Below are 18,887 nucleotides of genomic sequence, written 5' to 3' on the forward strand. Positions count from 1 at the left end.
GAACACGAGGTGCCCGCGCAGCCTATAATGATGGCCCGTAACCGATACAAGCGCCTCGGGCTGCGAGGCCCGCACGATGAACGAGGACCCCATGAGCGACGTGAACGACCTGACCATATCCCTGTTCGGCACCGTGCCCGACTCCATTGTGGACGGGCCGGGGCTGCGCTATGCCGTGTTCGTGCAGGGCTGCTCCCACGGCTGCCCGGGATGCCACAACCCCGAAAGCCAGCCGGCCGAAGGCGGCACCGTCACGGCCATCAGCGACCTGCTGGCCGACATCGAGGCCAATGGCCTCGTGCACGACGTGACCCTCTCGGGCGGCGAGCCCTTCGAGCAACCGGAGGCCTGTGCCGTGCTGGCCCGCGCGTTGAAGGAACGCGGCTACGGCGTGTGGTCGTTCACGGGATACTTGTACGAAGACCTGGCGAAGCGAGCCGCCGCGGCCCGGGCCGAACGCACGCGGCGCGAGGAAGCCGGCCTGGCCGGGGAAGCGCTCGCCGCGGGCATTGCCGCCGACCTGGCCGTAGGAGATTTGCTGGATGCCATCGACGTGCTGGTGGACGGCCCCTTTGTGGAATCCCGCAAGTCGCTGGAGCTGAAGTGGTGCGGCTCTTCCAACCAGCGCCTCATCGACGTACCTGCCACCCGCCGCACGGGCAGTGTTACCCTCTGGCAGCCCACCGACTTCAACCTGGAGAAGCCCTCGAACTGGTAGAGAGCCTCGGCTATTGCCGCACTCTCAAAATAGTAGTTGTAATAGTGAAATAGAAATTTCACTATCGAAGCAACATGAGGACGCCCAGCAGGAAGAGAGGCTGCGGAGAGGCCCCGACCATCCCGCTATTCGGCCGTTGCGGGGAAAAAGAGGGTGAAGGTAGCGCCCTCGCCTTCCTTGCCGCCGACCTCGATGGTGCCTCCGTGACGCTGGGCACCGTGCTTCACGATGGCCAGGCCCAAGCCCGTGCCACCGGTTTCCTTCGATCGGCTCTTCTCCAGGCGGTAGAAACGCTCGAAGATCTTCTCGCGCTTGGCCTCGGGAATGCCGGGGCCGTCGTCGGCCACCCGCACGGTAACGCCCTCCGAAGAGCCGTCCACCTCCACCCACACATGGCCACCCTCGTCGTTATAGCGAATGGCGTTCTCGATGAGATTGTGGAGCATCTGCTCCATGAGCCCCTCGTTGCCCATCACCGTGACCGGAGCGCCCTGCACCTGCACGCTTATCGCACGCTCGTCGGCGAGTTTCGTCAGGCGCCCGGCGGCGCGCTGGGCCACGCCGAGCACCTCTACGGGCGCAACGACGGCTGCATCGGGCGGCAGCTCATCGAGGCGCGAGAGCGTGAGCACGTCGTCGATGAGCGCGCGCATGGCCTGGGACTCCTGATGGATGAGCCCGGCGAACCGCGGCACGTCCTCAGGTGGCACGAGGCCGTTCTCCATAAGCTCGGCATAGCCGGAGATCACCTGGAGGGGCGTCTTCATCTCGTGGGACACGTTGGCCGAGAAGTCGCGCCGCAGGCTCTCGGCGCGGGCCAACTCCTCGTTCTGGGCCCGCAGGGTGCGCTGCTGAGAGTCGATACGGGCGAGCAGCGGGCGCATCTCGGCGTACACCGGCACCTTCCACGGGTCGGCGGGATCCACCTCGTCGAGCGGGCGCACAATGCTGACGGTCAGCGCACGGGACACAGCAAAGGCGAGCGCTACGCCCACGATGAGCGTCGCCACCACGCACACGGTCAAATCGCCGCCGAAGAAGTCGGCCATAACGGCCGCGGAGTTGGGCACCTGCATCATCGTGGCGTAGAAAATGCCCGCGAACATAAGCGTGAGCAGCACAATGCCCCCGATGGTGAAGGTAAGGACGCTCCGCAAAATGCGCCCGGACAGGCTGGGAGCGGCACCTGCGGCATCGACGGCTTCCGGCCGCCCGGCGCCTTCGACCTCGCTCATAGTGCGATCTCCCGCATCCGATATCCCACGCCGCGAACGGTGCCGATAGCCTCCTCGGCACCGGGCGCTGCCGCGGCAAGCTTCTTGCGCAGCGTCTTCACGTGCATATCCACCGTACGCGTCTCGCCGACGAAACTTACGCCCCACACCCGCTCGAGCAGCTGTTCGCGGGTGAGGACGCGGCCCTTATGCTCCAAAAGAATGCGCAGCAGGTCGAACTCCTTGCGGGTCAGGGGCAGCTCCACCCCGGCTGCCGTGGCCGTGCGCGCCTCGGGCGACAGGGAGATGGCCCCGCAGGACAGCCAGCCAAGTTCCTCAGCCGGAGAGCCCGACGCTCCCTGGGCGGGCCGGGCGGCGCGGCGCAGAAGCGCGTTCACCCGCGAGACGAGCTCCATCATGCCGAAGGGCTTCGCCAGGTAATCGTCGGCCCCGGCGTCGAGCCCGCACACCTTGTCGAACTCGGTGCCCTTGGCGGTGAGCATCATAACGGGGATGTTCTCGGTGGCTGCGTTCGCGCGCAGCTGCTGCACGAGGCTCAGGCCGCTTTCTCCGGGCAGCATGATGTCCAGCAACGCCGCGGCGGGAGCCTTCTCGCGGCAAGCCTCGATGAAGCCCGATCCATCGGGGAAGGCCCGCACCTCGAAGCCGGCGTGGCGCAGGGCATAGCTCGTCAGATCGCGAATGTGCTCATCGTCTTCTACGTAATATATGAGTGCCGGCGCAGCCATGGGAGTCCTTTCTCGTCTGCGTGCCGCATTGTATCTCATGCCGCCAGCGCGGAAGAGGCGAGGCCCCAAGTCGTCAATAAGCTGACGGGGCCTCGCCTCCAGGAAGCAGATTCTAAGCGCAGGGTGGAAGATTCCGAGGCCATTGGCCGCTGCAGAGCCTATGCTGCGGCGGTGTCGGGAGCGAAGGGGGTCTCGGCCACGGGGTTGCGCGGGCGGCGGGGGCGGCGCGGATGGTCGGGCAGCACCGCCATGACGATGCGCACCATGAGCGACACCAGGGGCAGCCACAGCAGGGTCATGGTCACGTTGAACAGGGTGTGCGCGTTGGCAATCTGACGGGCGATGACCTCGATCTCGGGACCCGGAGTGAGGGCTGCCACCACCGAAGCTGCCGGGCCGATGAGCCACACGAACAGCAGGCAACCGGACAGGTTGAAGATGCAGTGGGACAGGGCCACGCGCTTGGCATCGCGGCTCTGGCCGACAGCGGCTAGGAGAGCCGTGATGGTAGTGCCCAGGTTGTCGCCGAGCAAAATGGGAAGGGCCCCCTCCAAGCCGATGACGCTGGCACCGTCGGGGCCGGCCTGGGCGGCGAAGTTCTGCAGCACGGCGATGGTGGCGCTGGAGCTCTGCACGACCAGGGTCATGATGGTACCCACCGCCACCCCCAGAATCGGCACGCCGGTGACCTGGGCGATCATGTCGGTGAACACGGGGTTCTCGGCCAGGGGCTTCATAACGGCCCCCATGGTGTCGATGCCGAGGAACAAGAGGCCGAAGCCGAAGATGGCCGTACCGGTGAGCTTCACCTTCGACTGCTTCGCCAGGGACATGACGATGAAGCCCACGAGCACGATGCCGAGCACGTAGTCGGACAGCTTGAAGGCGATGATCTGGGCCGTAATGGTAGTGCCGATGTTGGCGCCCATGATGATGGGGATGGCCTGGCGCAGGTTCATGAGACCGGCCGCCACGAAGCCGATGGTCATGACCGTGGTGGCCGACGAACTTTGCAACACCGCCGTGGCCACAGCGCCAGCGAGCACCGCCACCAGCGGATTCTTCGTCACCGCAGCCAGAATGGAGCGCATACGCTCGCCCGCGGCCTCTTGCAGGCTGCTGCTCATGAGGTTCATGCCATACAGGAACAAGGCCAAGCCGCCGAACAAGCCCAACCCGATCTGCAACAACTCTTCCACCCACGTCTCCTTCACACGGCCCGCCCCCATCGGATGCGAGCGATTGCGACGGCGCGCTCCATCGCGCCAGTTTTCCAGTGCAACGCAGTATGGAACCCCCATGAGCGCCCTGGGTAAGCCGTAGGTAAAGGGAAGGTAAAGTTTTTCTGCGCAAGCGTCGCCACGCTGCGCCCCAAAGCAAAAAGGCGGCTCCGAAGAGCCGCCCAGGGGGAGGGCTTATGCGCCAAATACCTGCCTCGATGCCATCTGTCTTAGTTGATTTCGGCGACGTTTCTAGCCCAACACGCCGGCCACGACAGCATCACCGTATCCCAGGATTTGCAAACATGGCTGACCGCACACCTCACCCACGGCAAAAAGACCGGGAATGGGCCGGCCGCCGTCGTCGAGCACCTTGAACCCCTCGTCGACCGTGAGGCCATCCACCGTGATGAGAACCGCCCACGTACCCGGTGAGGCATAGAAGGGCCCATCGACGATGGGCGCGGTTTCCTCGAAGTAGGTTCGCCCAAACTCGTCAGGCTTCCCAGCGACGCAGGCAGCGTTGTATTCCTCGACGGTCTTTTTCAGAGCATCTGCAGGAACACCGATCTGCGCCGCAAGCTCGTCGAGCGTATCTGCCCGATAGGCAAGACCGTTTTCGAAGAGCGCCTCAGCAGGCTCGCCATCGAAGTTCCTGCCATTCGGCATAATGTTGGAGTTCTGATCGCAGGCAATGATGTAGCACAACTGATCGGTCTGCTCCATGACGGCAAGAGCCAAGTCGGTTCTCTTTGCCGTCTCGTTCATGAAGCGTTTGCCCTCTTTGTTGACCACCAGAGGGTTGCCCGTGTCGCCGATAATATGGCCCACAATGTGATAGTCGGGATGCGCGTAGGGGTTGAGCATGACCTCGCCGCAGCTCGAAACCGACGCTCCCACTTGCTCGGCCATATCAAGGCCATCTCCAGTGTGCCCAGCGGGGGCCACCGAGTGAACGCTCTCCTCGGCATCGAAACCGTATTGAGGCTGAAGCCGCGCCAGCCACTTCGGGCTATCGGTATAGCCGCCTGTCGCCAAGATAACGCCCTTGCTGGCGCGCACCTCGTAGGCAGTTCCGTCGTCGCACAGTCCCTTCACGCCGACTATCTTTCCGTTTTCCACAACGAGCTCCTGGGCCGAGGTGCTGAAGAGAATCTCCAGCTCAGGGAAGGCCGACTTTTCAATGTAATCTTCCAGGGCGTCGACATAGCCTTCGCCTGCGGGCTTTCCTACCGGATGGGTCGAGCGCGGCCACGAGAAGCCCATGATGCCCAACAACGGCTTTTCCAGCTCAACCCCGTGGGCCGTCACCCACTCGCAGGTATGACGAGCGGCCACCGCATCAACCGTCGTCTCGGCAGCAAGAGGGTTGCCGAAACCGACGGCACCCAGCACTGCGTAGTACTCATCGCTGTCAAAAGTTTTAGTGTTGCCCTCGGCGTACCATTTCTCGTATTGATCTTCGACAAAGGCCACGCGCTCTTCCTTGACCCCCAAGGCACGCGCCCGCTCCATAACCTCGGCGAAGAGCCTTCTCATGGGCTCGGTCGTTTCCTGCCGGAACTCCAGGGGCGCTTCGGGATACTGAAGGCGGCCACCGGAAACAAGCATGCTGCCGCCAATGAAACCGCACTTCTCCATCACGACCACATCTGTTCCCTGCTCGGAAAGGGCGATGGCCGAGGTGAGCCCCGCAGCGCCCGCACCGACGATCGCCACCTCCGTCTCAATGATCTCCGTGGCATCCTTTTTCTCCCGCCCTGCAGCTTTTTCAAGGGCGGCCACATCGCCGCCGGCTTGGCCAATACAGTCCTTGACGGCGGACAGAATGGCCATGCTCGTCAGCGTCGCCCCGCTCACCGTATCGACGGCGAGGGACTGCAGCTCCACGATATCGGTCGCAATAGCAGCGATGGCCGCGTTGGCGATGCGCTCGGACTCGCAGTGGTTGGTCACGTCGACAGCCTCGATAGCGTCATCGCCAACTGTCACCTCGACGGTCACGAGACTCTGCTTTCCTTGAGCCTGGGCTGTATAGGTTCCCGGCGTGAAGGAGGCGCTCTTCTCTGGCGCGGTGTTGGCCATGGGGCTGCAGCCCGTCGACCCCAAAACGAAAGCCGTCATACCTGCTGCTGCGCCCAATCGAAGGAACGTGCGGCGGCCGATAAGCCTCTCCCCGGTAGTCTCTTGCATTTCAATCCTCCGTCCTCATCAAGGGGCCGTCTCGTTTGGCCCCGCCCAACCATGGAAACACGGCTCTTGACGGGGAAAATCGGGCGATGTACGGGAAATTTTTACATCGGGTATTTCACCCGATGCCTTGACCTGGGATTACTCGTTGATACAGTCGAGCAATTCCTGCCGTGAGTGGACATCGCATTTTTGATAGATGTGCCCGACATGCGTTGAGACCGTGCTCTTCGAGAGAGTCAGGTACTCACAAATGTACGGCTGCGAACGACCCATGGCCAGCAGGATAAGCACGTCGAGCTCTCGAGCAGTCAGCCCCTGCCGCTCGGAAATCGCCTTGCATCGCGAGGAGACATCAGATGGCACGGCGTTCGCGTTCTCGTGCCACTCATCCGCAATTCGAGACGTAGGCCGGCCGACAATGCCCATAGTCGCAGAAACCACTGAGCAGATCAAAACAAGGGAAATAACCTGCACAATTGAGTGGTCTACATACCCAAGAGGGGTCAAGACTCCCGCAGCAAGCATGTTGCCAGCGATGGCTCCAAGGTGTGACACCGCCAGAAGAGCAGCGACCCGCGCAATACTTATATCGTAGTCGGATCGCGCCTTGCGCAGGCAATAGAGGTAGGTGACAATCCAGATCGTAATGTCGAGAACGCTTGATATCGAGCAAATTACCAGGGAGGAGACCTCGCTATCCCAAAAGTTTAGAACGAGAGCAACCGTCGCCAAGGGGCACAGCCAGCGAAATAGAGCGGCGAAGTCGGTTTTGAACGAGAAGAATACGAACCCGATGGCGCAGAGCACACCTGTCAGAGAGCCGACTATATCGGGAACCGATCGGCTGCCAACCAATTCATGTTGGGACACAACTCCGTTCCAACTCAGCGTCACGTAGAAGAGAAACAGCGGAATGGAAATGCACACCAGCTCTCGTGCCAAGGATGAAGGAGCATTCGACGGAGCAGCCGAGGCCGCGTCTTGCTGGAATGTCTTCGGGGACTCTTTGAAAGCCAGATAGAGCATCGAGCCCGAGGCAAGGGGGGCCACTAACATCAAAATGCCGTCAAAACCTCCTGGCAGCAGAGGGGCGGCAACCGCGTAGATAAGAACAATGACCGAGGAAAGGGGCAGCGCGATTTCCGCGTCCTCGATTTTCATGCCGTTGAAAACGTCCGCCCAGAGCAGGAACATGATCGAAGACCCGATCCCAAGACCCATCGCTCCGAGAAAAGAAGCGAGTGCCGCGGGCACGCCCTCGCTTACGGGCCAGATAGAAAGAAGCAATCCCACGATATTTAAGATGATCGACGGCGCAAGGAGCTTTCTAAAGCACCGCAAGCGCGAGCCGCGAAAGACCGCCCCGCACACCACAAGAGTCACAATTCCCGCGATCATCCCCGCAAACCACGTGTTCCCGGTATTTATGGGGAGTCCGGGCATCTTGTGAAACAGCCCCGACCCCGCATATTGCGAGAGAATCTGCGCATGAGTAAAGCCAATACCGAGAAACCGCAGATGCGGAATCCTGGATCCTTTCACGCCGCTGCCCCCTGCCCCCGTTACGCCGCGCCATCGAGAGGCCGCGGCGCAACTGCCCGTCGCTTTCCAAAAATGAGCGCTCCCAGTCTATCGCAAAACTGAATCGACCACGGCCTCGGGGCGCAAAAGGGCGGAAGGGGCACACCCGCCCCCCGCTCCCGTCATCCACCCCAAGAGAGGGGCGGTCCGCTTTCCCAAGCCCAGACTGCCAGACGCAAAAAGGGCAGCCCGAAGGCCGCCCTTGGAGGGATGCTTGGTTGAGTGATGCTCGCGAGCGCTACGGCGTCATTCCCGGTGTGACCGACCCTCGGCAGGGGTGGCGATGAGCGAGTAGTTCATGCCGCGCTCCTGGGAGACGCGGTCGCAGTAGGAGCGCATGTGGCCCACGATCTCCAGGCCCAGGCGCTGGGCCTCAGGCGACTGGCCGTGGTGCTGGCCGGTCAGGGCCACCAGGCACTCGGCCAGGCCGATGAAGCCGGTGGTCAGGGTGCCGTGCTTCAGCACGTCGCGCTGCACGTCGGTGGGAGAGAGCTTCTCGGAATCGATCCACACGCCCTGGCCCATGAGGAACGGCGCGTTGTACACGTGCTTGCGGGCCTGAATCTCGAAGCGCTCGTCCAGCTGGCCGGTCACCAGTTGCAGCTTGGAATCGAGCAGGTCGAAGAACAGGTCGATGTCCATCTTGTCTCCATTGGCGTCCTTCTGCTCGATGCCGAACAGCTCCACGAAGGCGCCACGGGTGCCGGAGCCGTCTTCGCGAGAATACACCGAGATGGGAGCGCTGGCAGACGAGCCGCCGTCGCCGGATGCGCTGGCCGCGCCGCCTGCATCACCCGCTGCAGCCGCATCGCCGGCCGAGCCGGCCGCGCAACCCGCAAGCGCCAGTGCCAGCGCACCGCATAGGGCCACCGCTCCAACGAACGCCACCAGACGCCGCAACCGCTGCGACAAACGAGAAGTGCCAGAGGATACTTTCATGCCATTGTTCCTTTCACGTGCGCGGGGCAGTATCCCAGAACCGCCGCCCCGCAAGGCCATTCAACTTTCGAAAGCGGCCCGCAAGGGAAGGGTCGCCTCCGTGCATCCATGATGGGCCCCGCTTCGTAAAAGAACCGAGCAACACCCGTAAAGAGTCCCCGTCAGTTTTGAAAAGCTTCGGTAAAACCCCAGCGCCAAACGCCTGAAGCGCTTACTTGACTGTCATTTGGCTCGCGCGTCAATGGCAACTCCGAGCAGCTGCCCGGGCGTATTTCCAGGCGCCGCGCTTTCGCCGAGTAGATGCCAGTTGAGGGCCGAAATGGTCGGCGGCCGACGAATGCCTCTGCCATTACGAGCCTGAAGTGGCAGAAAAATGCCAGTTGAGGGCAGATATGGCAGACCACCCTCGTTCGGCCTTACCATTTCGGGGTCGAAGCGGCATTTCCGTGCCCTTCAGGCACCTTTGACATCTCTTCGGCCGCTCCGGCGTTTTTCAGATGCCGGAAAGTTACTTAATGGTGCGACTCACCGCAAGAAGGCCGGAGCGCTTGGGAGGGGACGCGCTCCGGCCAGACAGAGAGGAGAAAACAGATGAAGGGTCACGAAGAGGAGGAGAGAAATCTCGACAAGCAAGACGGCGAGGGCGACAAAACAATCTAGGCGACGCCAGTCAGCGCAGCTAACTTCGCGTAGACCTCGGTGTTGTCGTAGAAGCCGTCGAAAACTTCGGCGCCAGCGCCCATGGCGAACACGGGCACGGTAAGTCCCGAATGGGCGTAGGTGGAGAAATCGACACCCGACTTACGGTTGAGCAAATGAGTGAGAGTCACCGTGAAGGGCTCGTAGGTGCCGTAGTGGACGTACTCTTCCTGGGTCATGTCCTCCTGGTCGCCGACGCCGACGGCCACAGTTCGCTCGTAGGCCTCGCGCAGCTGCTCGTCCTCGTAGGCAGTGAGCATCAGGCTGCCCGGCTCGGCCTCGGCCGCTTGCGCGTCGGCGCCCGACGACAGCGCCGAGGCCGGCCTTTCCAACCCGAACAGTTGGGTCACATCTTCCATCGCCTGCTCGTAGGTTGCTCCGGCATCAATATAGCCGGCCACGTAATCGCTGTTGAATTTGGCATAGGAGATCTTCTGCCGCGCGATGTTGGCCAGGAAAGTGTCGTAGTTGGTTTCCGCATAGCCGATGGTCAAGCCACCCGTCTCGTGGTCGCCCGTCACAACGATCAGGGTCTCGTCGGGATGGTCCTCGCAGAACGCCACTGCCTCAGCCACGCAGTCTTCCAAGGCCATCACGTCGTGGATGACGGCGGCGCAGTCATTCGCATGGCACGCCCAGTCGATCTTGCCGCCCTCGCACATCATGAAGAAGCCAGCGTCGCCGTCACCCAGCACCTCGATGCCCTTGGCCACGTAATCGCGCAGCGACCACTCGTCGGCCGACGCATCCATCGCGTAGGAAAGCGCGTCCTCGTCGGCCAGCTTCTCCGCCACAAGCAGCGCCTTGCTACCAGCCGTGACATGGGCGGCCTCGTCGTAGGTGCGCGCCACCACGTAGCCGGCATCACGCGCCGCCTCGTACAGATCGATGCGGTTATCACTGGCGCCCGTAGGGTTGAGCAGGCCGCCGCCGGCAAAGTAGTCGAACCCGCTCGCAATAAGCTCCTGACCGATCTCGTAATAGTTCTTGCGCGACTGCTGATGAGCGTAGAAGGCCGCCGGCGTCGCATGGTTCAAATTCACGCTGGTGAGCACGCCCACCTTGTAGCCGAGCTGGCGCTTCAGTTTCTCGGCGATGGTCTCGAAGTGCTCGGAGGCGTCCGGCGACACGTTGATGACCCCGCTAGCCGTCTTGCGCCCAGAGGCAATGGAGGTGGCCGTGGAGGCGGAATCGGGGCAGAACGAGGTGCTGTCGTAGGTGTACTGGGAGCCGATGACCGGGAAGTCCATGAAGCTCACGCGCCCGATGGTCGGTTCTTCCCCGCCCTGCTGGGTGCCGTTGAAGTAGGCTGTTGCCTGAATTTGGGGGTAGCTCATGCCGTCGCCGATGAAGAGGAACACGTACTTCGGCGTTGCGGCCGCAGAGTCCCCTTGCGCCCCGCCTTCGCCGGTGGCAGCTATGGCCACCGAACTTGGCTCGTCCGAGGAGCAGCCGAGCAGCGCGCCCATGGACGCCGCTCCCGCCAGGCCCACGGCCCCGCGCAGGAAGTTGCGGCGGGATACAAGATCCGGAATCGCATCATCTATCATGAGAAGTCCTTTCTCGGGTTTCATCGTTCAGCGAACAACTCAACGATAGATCGGCACAGTAAAGCTTCGGTAAGCCGTGAGGAAAACCTTTGAGTGCTTTTCGTAAGTTCTCGCGAGGCCCGGCTCCGGCCTCATCAAGCAGTATCTTTCAGTGGCCCTTGGCCATCCGCACACCCCTCTGAGGCACGGGCTTGTTCGGCTTCTCTGCCGCCGTATCGCCCGAGATGGTGGCCAGCGAGCGCTCATAGGCGTTGAAAGCCTCCGCGACATCCCCCACCACGTAACCTTTCTTTCCCGTCGTAAAAAAGAAGGGTTAGTTCATTAACCTTTCTTTTCAAGAAGAAAGAGGCGTCGAATCTGCTTTACAGCCACGCCAAAACAAAGCGAAGGCAATTCCTGCAATAAAAACAACGATTGAGCGAGTTGAGAGAGCCCAAAAGAGCACCTCAAGCAACATTTTAGTCGATTGAGCGAGTTTTGATACCTACGGAACTCGCTCAATCGTCTTTTTGCTGCAGGAAGGCCGGAAAACTTGGAAGGGGAAGGCGTACGTAGACATGAGCATCACTTCTCTGAAAGGACAGCGAGCAACGCGATGGGGACTTCGGGGGTGAGGCATTGCAGGAATGCCTCCACGGGGCAGGCGAAACCCGTTTCGGCGCGATAGGCCATAAGGGCCAGGATACCGCCGCTTGCGTATTCGAAGACGATGCGGAATATTAGGTCTTCGGCACTCAATGGCAAGCTCTCACTTAGCTCGGGCAACACTTCTTCTAAAAGACGGCGCTTCGCGCGCTTCTGCGCGAGCGCCGCGTTGGGGCCGTTCAAAGCCGCGCAAAGCTTGTCGATACCTGGGGAATTACGCTGGACGAGACCAGGGAAGTCCAAATCGGCGAAGCGGCGAGGATCCAGAGTCACGCCTTCCGTGCCAGCTATCGCGCTCCCGCTGATGCCGATGTGCCGGCCGTCGCCATCGACCGCGTCCAATTCCGCTACGGGAGCCCCGGCCCCCGACAGCGCAAAGCCCCCCTGGTGCTGAACAATATCTCGTTTCCCGTGGCGGCGGGCGACATCCTCTGCCTTTTGGGGCCCTCGGGCTGCGGCAAGACGACGCTCGTGAACCTCATCATGGGCGTGGACGTGCCCATCTCCGGCACCGTGCGCGTGCTGGGAAGAGGCGGCCCCTTTCCCCACGGCGCGGGAGCGCATCGCCATGATTCGCGAGGGGCGGCTGATCGCCGACGCCTCGCCGGCGGATATCCTGGCCCGCACGGGCACCAATACCCTGGAAGATGCCTTCCTGGCGCTGGAGGCATTAGGAATTCCGGAACCGACGGAGGAACCGAAAACCCCGCAACTCCGCAATCGCAAGGAGGTGCGCCATGCCTAGCACCCTGGCCATCGTTCGCCGTATTCTCACGCAGTTCGCGCTCGATAAGCGCACGCTGGCGCTGCTGTTCGTGGCGCCTCTTGTGGTGCTGTGGCTGCTGTCAGTCATTCTCGGCGCCGACACCGTGGGGCCCAAAATCGCTACCGTGAACCTGCCCACCGAGTTCCAAACGCAGCTCGAGCAGATCGATGCGCGCATAACCGAGACCGATGCCGACGAGGCAAGCGCGCTGCTGGCCGACAACGACGTGGCAGCCGTTCTGTCCATGGAAGGCGACCGCACGCTGAAGGTGGAACTGGAAGGCGCCGATTCCCACGAAGTCGGCAGCCGTACTCGCCATATGCGCCGAAGCCTTGGGCGAGGGGCGCGGAGAGGCAGCCGACGAGATGGAAGCCACTATCGCCGATAAGCGAGCAGAAGTGGAAGAGGCCATCGACGGGGCGAACCAACAGCGCGAAGAGGCCCGAACAGCACTGGAGGGCGTAACGATCTCGATGCCCGCTGAGGCGCGCGCCGGTCTCGCCGAGGCACTGGGAGGCCTCTTCGACGACGATGCGGCGTTGAGCTTTTCAACCGAAGATCTTTCGATGAATGCGAGCAACTACCTGCCTATAGAAGACATGGAGACCGCTTACCTGCACGGCAACGAGGACTGGCGCATGTTCGATTGCTACGGGCCCGTGTTCATCGGCATCTTCCTGTGCGTGTTCACATTCATCACCAGCGGCATGTCGCTTGTCACCGAGCGCATGGGCGGCACCATGACGCGCTTTCTCGCCACGCCGGTGAAAGCCGGGCAGATCCTCGGCGGCTACACGCTGGCCTTCGGGCTTCTGGCCTGCCTGCAATCGACCATCATTCTGTGGGTGGCGCTCACGTTCATCGGCTTTCCCAATGAAGGCAACGTGGGACTGGTGGTGTTCACCTGCATAACCATGGCCATGGTGTCGGTGGCGCTCAGCCTTCTGGTGTCGGGCTTGGCACTACGCCGTTCCAAGTCATCCAGCTCATTTTGTTGTTTGTCGTTCCGCAAATTCTGCTGTGTGGCGCGAACCTCGCCACCGTAGGGTTCGATCTCGCCATACTGTGGGGATCTCTCGCCCTATTCTTCACCCTGGCCGCCGCCAGTTTCCGCAAGAAGCGCGCGTGAGCACCTTTCGCCTGCAAGATTCTCGATATTTCGAATGTGTCCAGCATTTCGAAGGCGCCCGCTTTTCGAATATCGCTCAAAATGCCAGTTAAGGGTCGAAATGGTCGCCGCACACAGAGACTCTCTGCCATTACGGGCCTGAAGTGGCAGAAAAATGCCAGTTGGAGGCAGGCATGGCAGAAGGGAGAATCCGCCGCTTGCCAAAGCAGGGTCGAACTGGCATTTTCTGAGGAAAAGCAAGAAGAGGGCCGTCGCTGGGACGGCCCTAGGTGCTTGGGGTGCTCGCGAAGCTTGGGAGCTTGAGCGTGGCGCCGCTACTCGGCAGACTCCGGCATCGGTACTGCGTGCTTCACGCGCTGGCTCTCCTCGGCGCGCTTGGCGTCGTTGAAGCGGTCCAGGGTGCCCACCAGGTAGCCGGTGATGCGGCGGATGCGCTCGAAGGGCTGGTTGTGGGCGTCCTCCGAGCGGCCGCACTTCGGGCACACGTCCTCGATGATGCCGTTGTAGCCGCACACCGGGTCGCGGTCCACGGGGTGGTTCACGCTGCCATAGCCCATGCCGCAGTCCTTCATGTAGCGGATGACGCTCTCGAAGGCCTCCAGGTTGTCCGACGGATCGCCGTCCAGCTCGATGTAGCTGATGTGGCCGCCGTTGGTGAGCGCGTGGTAGGGCGCCTCCAGGGCGATCTTGTCGTAGGCGGAGATGTCGTAGTACACCGGCACGTGGAAGCCGTTGGTGTAGTAGTCGCGGTCGGTCACGCCGGGAATGACGCCGTAGCGCTCGCGGTCGATGCGCACGAAGCGGCCCGACAGACCCTCGGCAGGGGTGGCGATGAGCGAGTAGTTCATGCCGCGCTCCTGGGAGACGCGGTCGCAGTAGGAGCGCATATGGCCCACGATCTCCAGGCCCAGGCGCTGGGCCTCAGGCGACTGGCCGTGGTGCTGGCCGGTCAGCGCCACCAGGCACTCGGCCAGGCCGATGAAGCCGGTGGTCAGGGTGCCGTGCTTCAGCACGTCGCGCTGCACGTCGGTGGGAGAGAGCTTCTCGGAATCGATCCACACGCCCTGGCCCATGAGGAACGGCGCGTTGTACACGTGCTTGCGGGCCTGAATCTCGAAGCGCTCGTCCAGCTGGCCGGTCACCAGTTGCAGCTTGGAATCGAGCAGGTCGAAGAACAGGTCGATGTCGCCCTTGGCGCGAATGGCCAGGCGGGGCAGGTTGATGGAGGTGAAGGACAGGTTGCCGCGGCCGGGCGTGACCTCGCGGTCGGGATCGTACACGTTGCCCATGACGCGGGTGCGGCAGCCCATGTAGGCGATCTCCGTCTCCGGGGTGCCCTTGTAGTACTGCGCGTTGAACGGCGCGTCCAGGAAGCTGAAGTTCGGGAACAGGCGCTTGGCCGAGCAGTGCATAGCCAGCTTGAACAGGTCGTAGTTCGGATCCTCGGGGTTGTAGTTCACGCCTTCCTTCACGCGGAAAATCTGCACGGGGAAGATAGGGGTCTCGCCGGAGCCCAGGCCCTCCTCGGTGGCCAGCAGCATGTTCTTGATGACCATGCGGCCCTCAGGGCTTGTGTCCATGCCGTAGTTCACCGAGCTGAAGGGCGTCTGGGCGCCGGCGCGGGAGTGCATGGTGTTCAAGTTATGCACCAGGGCCTCCATGGCCTGGAAGGTCTGGCGGTCGGTGTCGCGCGAGGCGTTCTTCTCGGCGTAGGCCACGATGCGGTCGGCCGTGGCCTCATCGGCGCCAGCCTCAACGAGGGCGGCCACCACGGCGGCGCGGAAATCGGCATCCATCTCCAGCGAGGCGATGGTGCCCGTCTCCTCCTCGATGCGAGCGAGGGTCTTCTCGGCAAAGTCGCGGTCGTCGGCGATGTCGGTCAGAAGGTCGATACCCTCGGCGATGTGCTTCTTGAACAGACGGCGGTAGGTCTTGCGCACACCCACGGCCAGGCCGTAGTCGAAGTCGCAGACGGACTGGCCGCCGTGCTGGTCGTTCTGGTTCGACTGGATGGCAATGCAGGCCAGGGCCGCGTAGCTGGAAATGTCGTTGGGCTCGCGCAGCACGCCGTGGCCGGTGGAGAAGCCGCCCTTGAACAGCTTGCGAAGCTCGATCTGGCAGCAGGTGGTGGTCAGGGTGTAGAAGTCCATGTCGTGGATGTGGATATCGCCCTCGCGGTGGGCCTTGGCGTAGCGCGGGTCGATGACGCACATCTCGTAGAACTGCTTAGCAGATTCCGAGCCGTACTTCAGCATGGTGCCCATGGCGGTGTCGGCGTCGATGTTGGCGTTCTCGCGCTTCATGTCGGAATCGGCGGCCTTGGAGAAGGTGATGTCCTTCAAAGTCTGGATGAGGCGAGAGTTCACGTCGCGCACGCGGCTGCGCTCGGCGCGATACAGGATGTAGGCCTTGGCGGTCTGCACGAAGCCGGATTCGATGAGGGTCTCCTCCACCAGGTCCTGCACGCCTTCCACCGTGGGGGTGCCCTCGATGGCGCCGCTCTCAAGCTTCTCGACGACCGTCGCGGCGATCTGCTCGGCGGTGGCGCGATCCTGCATGGCCGCACAGGCCTGGAACGACTTCTCCACTGCATCGGCGATCTTCTGGGGGTGGAACTCCGCCGTGCGCCCGTCGCGCTTGATGATGGTCTTGAGCATAACCGCTGTACTTCCTTTCGTCTGTCACGTTTCCGCGCTGTGCCAACCACAACATGCAGAAGCCCGGCAATGTTTTCCCCACTGCCAGACTTCCGAAACTCCTGAGGGGTAAACCTGCGTTTCGCAATGTTTTGCGCACATGCTTTCCACAGGTTATTCACCAGCAGAACCACTATATATTGTGTTAATAGGTTCATTTGGCGGATACATATAGTACTCGCCAATGTGTTCGAGTTCAACCGAACAAGTTGTGTTTTTAGTTATTTGAAAACTACAGAAGTTTTTTCGATGAGAGGTGACGAAGCGTCAGCAGCGCAGGTTACCTTCGCGGCGGCTACTCAGATTTTCGGAATCGAAAGGACACAGCGAGCGCGGGGCCCTCAGGCGCGCCCCGCGCATGGGCCGCAGGGGCGGCTACTCCACCGCTACGTCCTGGCCCGCCACCGCAGCCGCGAGGACGCCGGTGTAGGCCGGCGTAGCATTCCCCGCAGCGCGGAGGAACTGCACGCCCGCGGCGCGCAGGTCGGCCGCAGCGGCCACCATGGTGTCGGGGACATAATAAGGATTCTCCGGCGTGGGGCCCTGCCGACGGTCGTTGCGGTCGCGCACCGCGAGAGTCGCCATGATGCAGAGGTCGGCGCCCTGGGTTCCGAGCGTCTCGCGTACGGTGGCGGCCAGGGCGGCAGCATCGGCAGGGGCGGAAAGCGTGGCGAATCCGGCCACCGAGGCCCCGAACTCGGCCATGACGGCCACCGCTTCGGCCAGCGTTCCCCGGCCCGAGGCCAGCGTTCCCCGGCCCGAGGCCAGCATGCCGCCGGCGGTCACGTCCACCGAGGCGAAAACCGGAGCATCGCTTACCTTGCGCAGCCCCATAAGCGCGCATTTCAGGTCATCGACTGTCGTGAAGCCATTCAGGAAGAAAGCGTCGAAATCGGCCGGGCCGAACAGACTCGCGGCGCGGGCGTACTGATCGCGGTTCTCCACAAGCGACCCCTTCGACGAGGGATCGAGCGGCAACCCGCACGGCGCGATCTCCACGAGAAGGTGCTGGGGCTTGAAACTGCGCGGGATAGCCACCGCCGCGCGAGCCAGCTTCTCGGCGGCGTCTTCCATCCCCAAAGCCGTCAGACGGGCCGGAGCGAAATCGGCCACGGGGGCAACAAGGCACTGGGGCCCCGCCGCGGTTTCCAGGCGATAGGCATCCTCGATGGTCTCGGGCTCCAACAAAACGGCGAGGGCCTGATCGCGTGCGTCCTCGATACCTTGGCGACGCAAAGCCGCCTGCACGGGAGAAGCGACAACGAGCATATCTTTGAAGAAGCGCAGGGCGATATCGGCCATGGGAATTCCTTTCCGCAAAAGTTTTCCCATCTATGATACAGGAAGCGGTCGAAGATTTTCTGGAAGCTCTACCGAGGGCGAGCGGCACGCTGAACGGCGCAAACGGCGACTTGTTCGCCCAAGATGACAGTTCGCCGCCAAATTTGCGCCGTTCTCTTGGAGAGGCGATACACATTCTGGACGCGAAAACAAGTCTTGCTTTATTATTCGTATCAGCGATTTGGAAGTTCCCCTGCTTCCATCGCTCTGCTTCAATCCCCTTGAAAGCAGATGCGGCACTCGATGCCGCTACCCCCTCCTCCGGCGCGGTGAGGCACCCCTCCTCACCGCGCCACTTCTTTTCTCTGCGATCTTCGCTGGGGTTCGCGAGGGCTTCCTTAACGGTCTTCGCAATGACGGGCTTCGCCGCCACGACGGCGCGAACCCGGTGGCGCACCGCTGTAGCGGGGCGCACCCCTTCGAGCGATGTCGAATGCTCGCGACGATGAGCACGCCGGCAGGACAGTGATCGGTCCTGCCGGCATTTTTGCTACATAGAAACTTCGCCGACGCTCGCAAGGGCCCTCAGCTCGTGCCCATCGGTCGCGCATGGTAGTTGCACAAATCGCCGCGAAATTTGCGTTGATGCATCTAATGAGTCGATATGTACAGGTTGATCGCGAAAAACCTGTACATATCGACTGTTTTCGAGCATTTGGAACCCTGAGACCTGTGCAAATCACCCAAAAAAGTGCATCGGTGCACGTTTTGGGCCGATTTGCACAGGTCAAACCTTTGCCGTATGCGAAAGAACATTCCAGTGAGCTCGGCGAATCTCACAGACCCGCCGCAACTGGGAGTGTAGGCCCCGCCGTAGCTGGCGGGCCAACTGCGACCGCAACCTCTGCGGCTTACTCCTCGGCGGCACACCCGCAGCCGCAGGATTCGCCGGCCGCATGATCGTGGGCACCGCAGCACTCGTCGCCGGCATCTTCCCCATCGTCCCCAGCGGCGGCGTACTTCTCGTCGATCTCGTCGGCGGCGTAGGCCACCGGCTCCTTCAGGGCCTCCATGAAATTCGGAGCCTCGCCGATGTAGGCCGGCTCGGACTCGAAGGTGAAGTTGCCATCGTCGTCGACCGTATACAGATAGGCCACGGCGTACCCCGTGTCGGCACCGGGTTGGCCGCCTTCGGCGATGATGGCGTCCTTCACACCGTCGTCAGTCTCGATGTAGCCGTCGTAGCAGAAGGCGTAGCCGCCGGCGCCGCGAGCGCCGCGGACGTTGGCCTCGGCGGCGGTGAAGCACTCCTCGGCGTTCTCGCCGGGATGGGTTTCCAAGAACAAGTTGTCCTTCACGATAAGCGCGGTGAAAGGAACGAGGTCTTCGCCGCCTTGCAGCTTCTCCTTGCCCTCGTCCAGGGCGAACACGAGCACCCGCTCGAGCTCCTCGGGAATCTCGGGAACATCGGTGCTGTCGTTCTCGATAGTACGGTCGGCCACGGCGG

Annotated in this window: 16 protein-coding genes and 1 pseudogene; 5 read left to right on the forward strand and 12 right to left on the reverse strand. The window is 62.3% G+C overall.

Features of this window, described 5'->3' with window-relative positions:
• The first annotated feature begins 91 nt into the window (after positions 1-91).
• Entirely contained in the window at positions 92-718 is a 627-nt protein-coding gene (locus C811_RS12730; RefSeq protein WP_022926611.1) for a 4Fe-4S cluster-binding domain-containing protein, read from the forward strand.
• A gap of 125 nt (positions 719-843) precedes the next feature.
• Here C811_RS12730 and C811_RS12735 read toward each other — a convergent pair whose 3' ends face one another.
• The 9 genes from C811_RS12735 to C811_RS16315 all read right to left on the reverse strand — a co-directional run bounded on the left by C811_RS12735 (position 844) and on the right by C811_RS16315 (position 11,781).
• Positions 844-1,953 (reverse strand): sensor histidine kinase, encoded by a 1,110-nt coding sequence (locus C811_RS12735; protein ID WP_016310068.1) that lies wholly within the window; start codon positions 1,951-1,953, stop codon positions 844-846.
• Positions 1,950-2,681: a response regulator transcription factor gene (locus C811_RS12740; RefSeq protein WP_016310069.1), complete on the reverse strand. Its 732-nt coding sequence runs from the start codon at positions 2,679-2,681 to the stop codon at positions 1,950-1,952. Before C811_RS12740 ends, C811_RS12735 begins: the two co-directional genes overlap by 4 nt.
• Before the next feature lie 158 nt (positions 2,682-2,839).
• The gene (locus C811_RS12745; RefSeq protein ID WP_022926612.1) at positions 2,840-3,880 is read right to left on the reverse strand and encodes a Na/Pi cotransporter family protein; all 1,041 of its coding nucleotides are present in this window, start codon (positions 3,878-3,880) and stop codon (positions 2,840-2,842) included.
• A 273-nt stretch (positions 3,881-4,153) separates the two neighbouring features.
• Positions 4,154-6,094 (reverse strand): FAD-dependent oxidoreductase, encoded by a 1,941-nt coding sequence (locus C811_RS12750; RefSeq protein ID WP_016310071.1) that lies wholly within the window; start codon positions 6,092-6,094, stop codon positions 4,154-4,156.
• 138 nt (positions 6,095-6,232) lie between these two features.
• On the reverse strand, positions 6,233-7,636 hold the full coding sequence (locus C811_RS12755; RefSeq protein WP_016310072.1) for a helix-turn-helix transcriptional regulator: 1,404 nt from the start codon (positions 7,634-7,636) through the stop codon (positions 6,233-6,235).
• A gap of 285 nt (positions 7,637-7,921) precedes the next feature.
• The gene (nrdD, locus tag C811_RS17105) at positions 7,922-8,614 is read right to left on the reverse strand and encodes an anaerobic ribonucleoside-triphosphate reductase (RefSeq protein ID WP_016310073.1); all 693 of its coding nucleotides are present in this window, start codon (positions 8,612-8,614) and stop codon (positions 7,922-7,924) included.
• Between the two features lie 656 nt (positions 8,615-9,270).
• Entirely contained in the window at positions 9,271-10,863 is a 1,593-nt protein-coding gene (locus tag C811_RS12765) for an alkaline phosphatase (RefSeq protein ID WP_016310074.1), read from the reverse strand.
• 148 nt (positions 10,864-11,011) lie between these two features.
• Complete coding sequence (locus C811_RS17185; RefSeq protein WP_016310075.1) at positions 11,012-11,140, reverse strand: hypothetical protein; 129 nt, start codon at positions 11,138-11,140, stop codon at positions 11,012-11,014.
• Between the two features lie 287 nt (positions 11,141-11,427).
• A complete protein-coding gene (locus tag C811_RS16315; RefSeq protein WP_016310076.1) occupies positions 11,428-11,781 on the reverse strand; it encodes a hypothetical protein in 354 nt (117 codons plus the stop codon).
• Between the two features lie 114 nt (positions 11,782-11,895).
• Between C811_RS16315 and C811_RS17290 the strand changes: the two are divergent.
• The 4 genes and pseudogenes from C811_RS17290 to C811_RS12775 all read left to right on the forward strand — a co-directional run.
• Positions 11,896-12,027: pseudogene (locus tag C811_RS17290) on the forward strand (ATP-binding cassette domain-containing protein); the annotation flags it as partial.
• Between the two features lie 49 nt (positions 12,028-12,076).
• Positions 12,077-12,253 carry a hypothetical protein gene (locus C811_RS17110; RefSeq protein WP_016310077.1) on the forward strand — a complete coding sequence of 59 codons (177 nt, stop codon included), beginning with the start codon at positions 12,077-12,079 and terminating at the stop codon, positions 12,251-12,253.
• Positions 12,246-12,662, forward strand: a complete 417-nt coding sequence (locus C811_RS16740) for an ABC transporter permease family protein (protein WP_016310078.1) — start codon at positions 12,246-12,248, stop codon at positions 12,660-12,662. Before C811_RS17110 ends, C811_RS16740 begins: the two co-directional genes overlap by 8 nt.
• Positions 12,640-13,320, forward strand: a complete 681-nt coding sequence (locus C811_RS12775; RefSeq protein WP_016310079.1) for an ABC transporter permease — start codon at positions 12,640-12,642, stop codon at positions 13,318-13,320. Before C811_RS16740 ends, C811_RS12775 begins: the two co-directional genes overlap by 23 nt.
• A gap of 397 nt (positions 13,321-13,717) precedes the next feature.
• Here C811_RS12775 and C811_RS12780 read toward each other — a convergent pair whose 3' ends face one another.
• The 3 genes from C811_RS12780 to C811_RS12790 all read right to left on the reverse strand — a co-directional run bounded on the left by C811_RS12780 (position 13,718) and on the right by C811_RS12790 (position 18,882).
• On the reverse strand, positions 13,718-16,060 hold the full coding sequence (locus tag C811_RS12780; protein WP_016310080.1) for an anaerobic ribonucleoside triphosphate reductase: 2,343 nt from the start codon (positions 16,058-16,060) through the stop codon (positions 13,718-13,720).
• A 414-nt stretch (positions 16,061-16,474) separates the two neighbouring features.
• Positions 16,475-17,401 (reverse strand): homocysteine S-methyltransferase family protein, encoded by a 927-nt coding sequence (locus C811_RS12785; protein ID WP_016310081.1) that lies wholly within the window; start codon positions 17,399-17,401, stop codon positions 16,475-16,477.
• Positions 17,402-18,291: 890 nt separating this feature from the next.
• Positions 18,292-18,882 (reverse strand): hypothetical protein, encoded by a 591-nt coding sequence (locus tag C811_RS12790; protein ID WP_016310082.1) that lies wholly within the window; start codon positions 18,880-18,882, stop codon positions 18,292-18,294.
• Between the last annotated feature and the right edge of the window lie 5 nt (positions 18,883-18,887).

The sequence above is a fragment of the Adlercreutzia caecimuris B7 genome (assembly GCF_000403355.2).
Taxonomy (GTDB): Bacteria; Actinomycetota; Coriobacteriia; order Coriobacteriales; family Eggerthellaceae; genus Adlercreutzia; species Adlercreutzia caecimuris.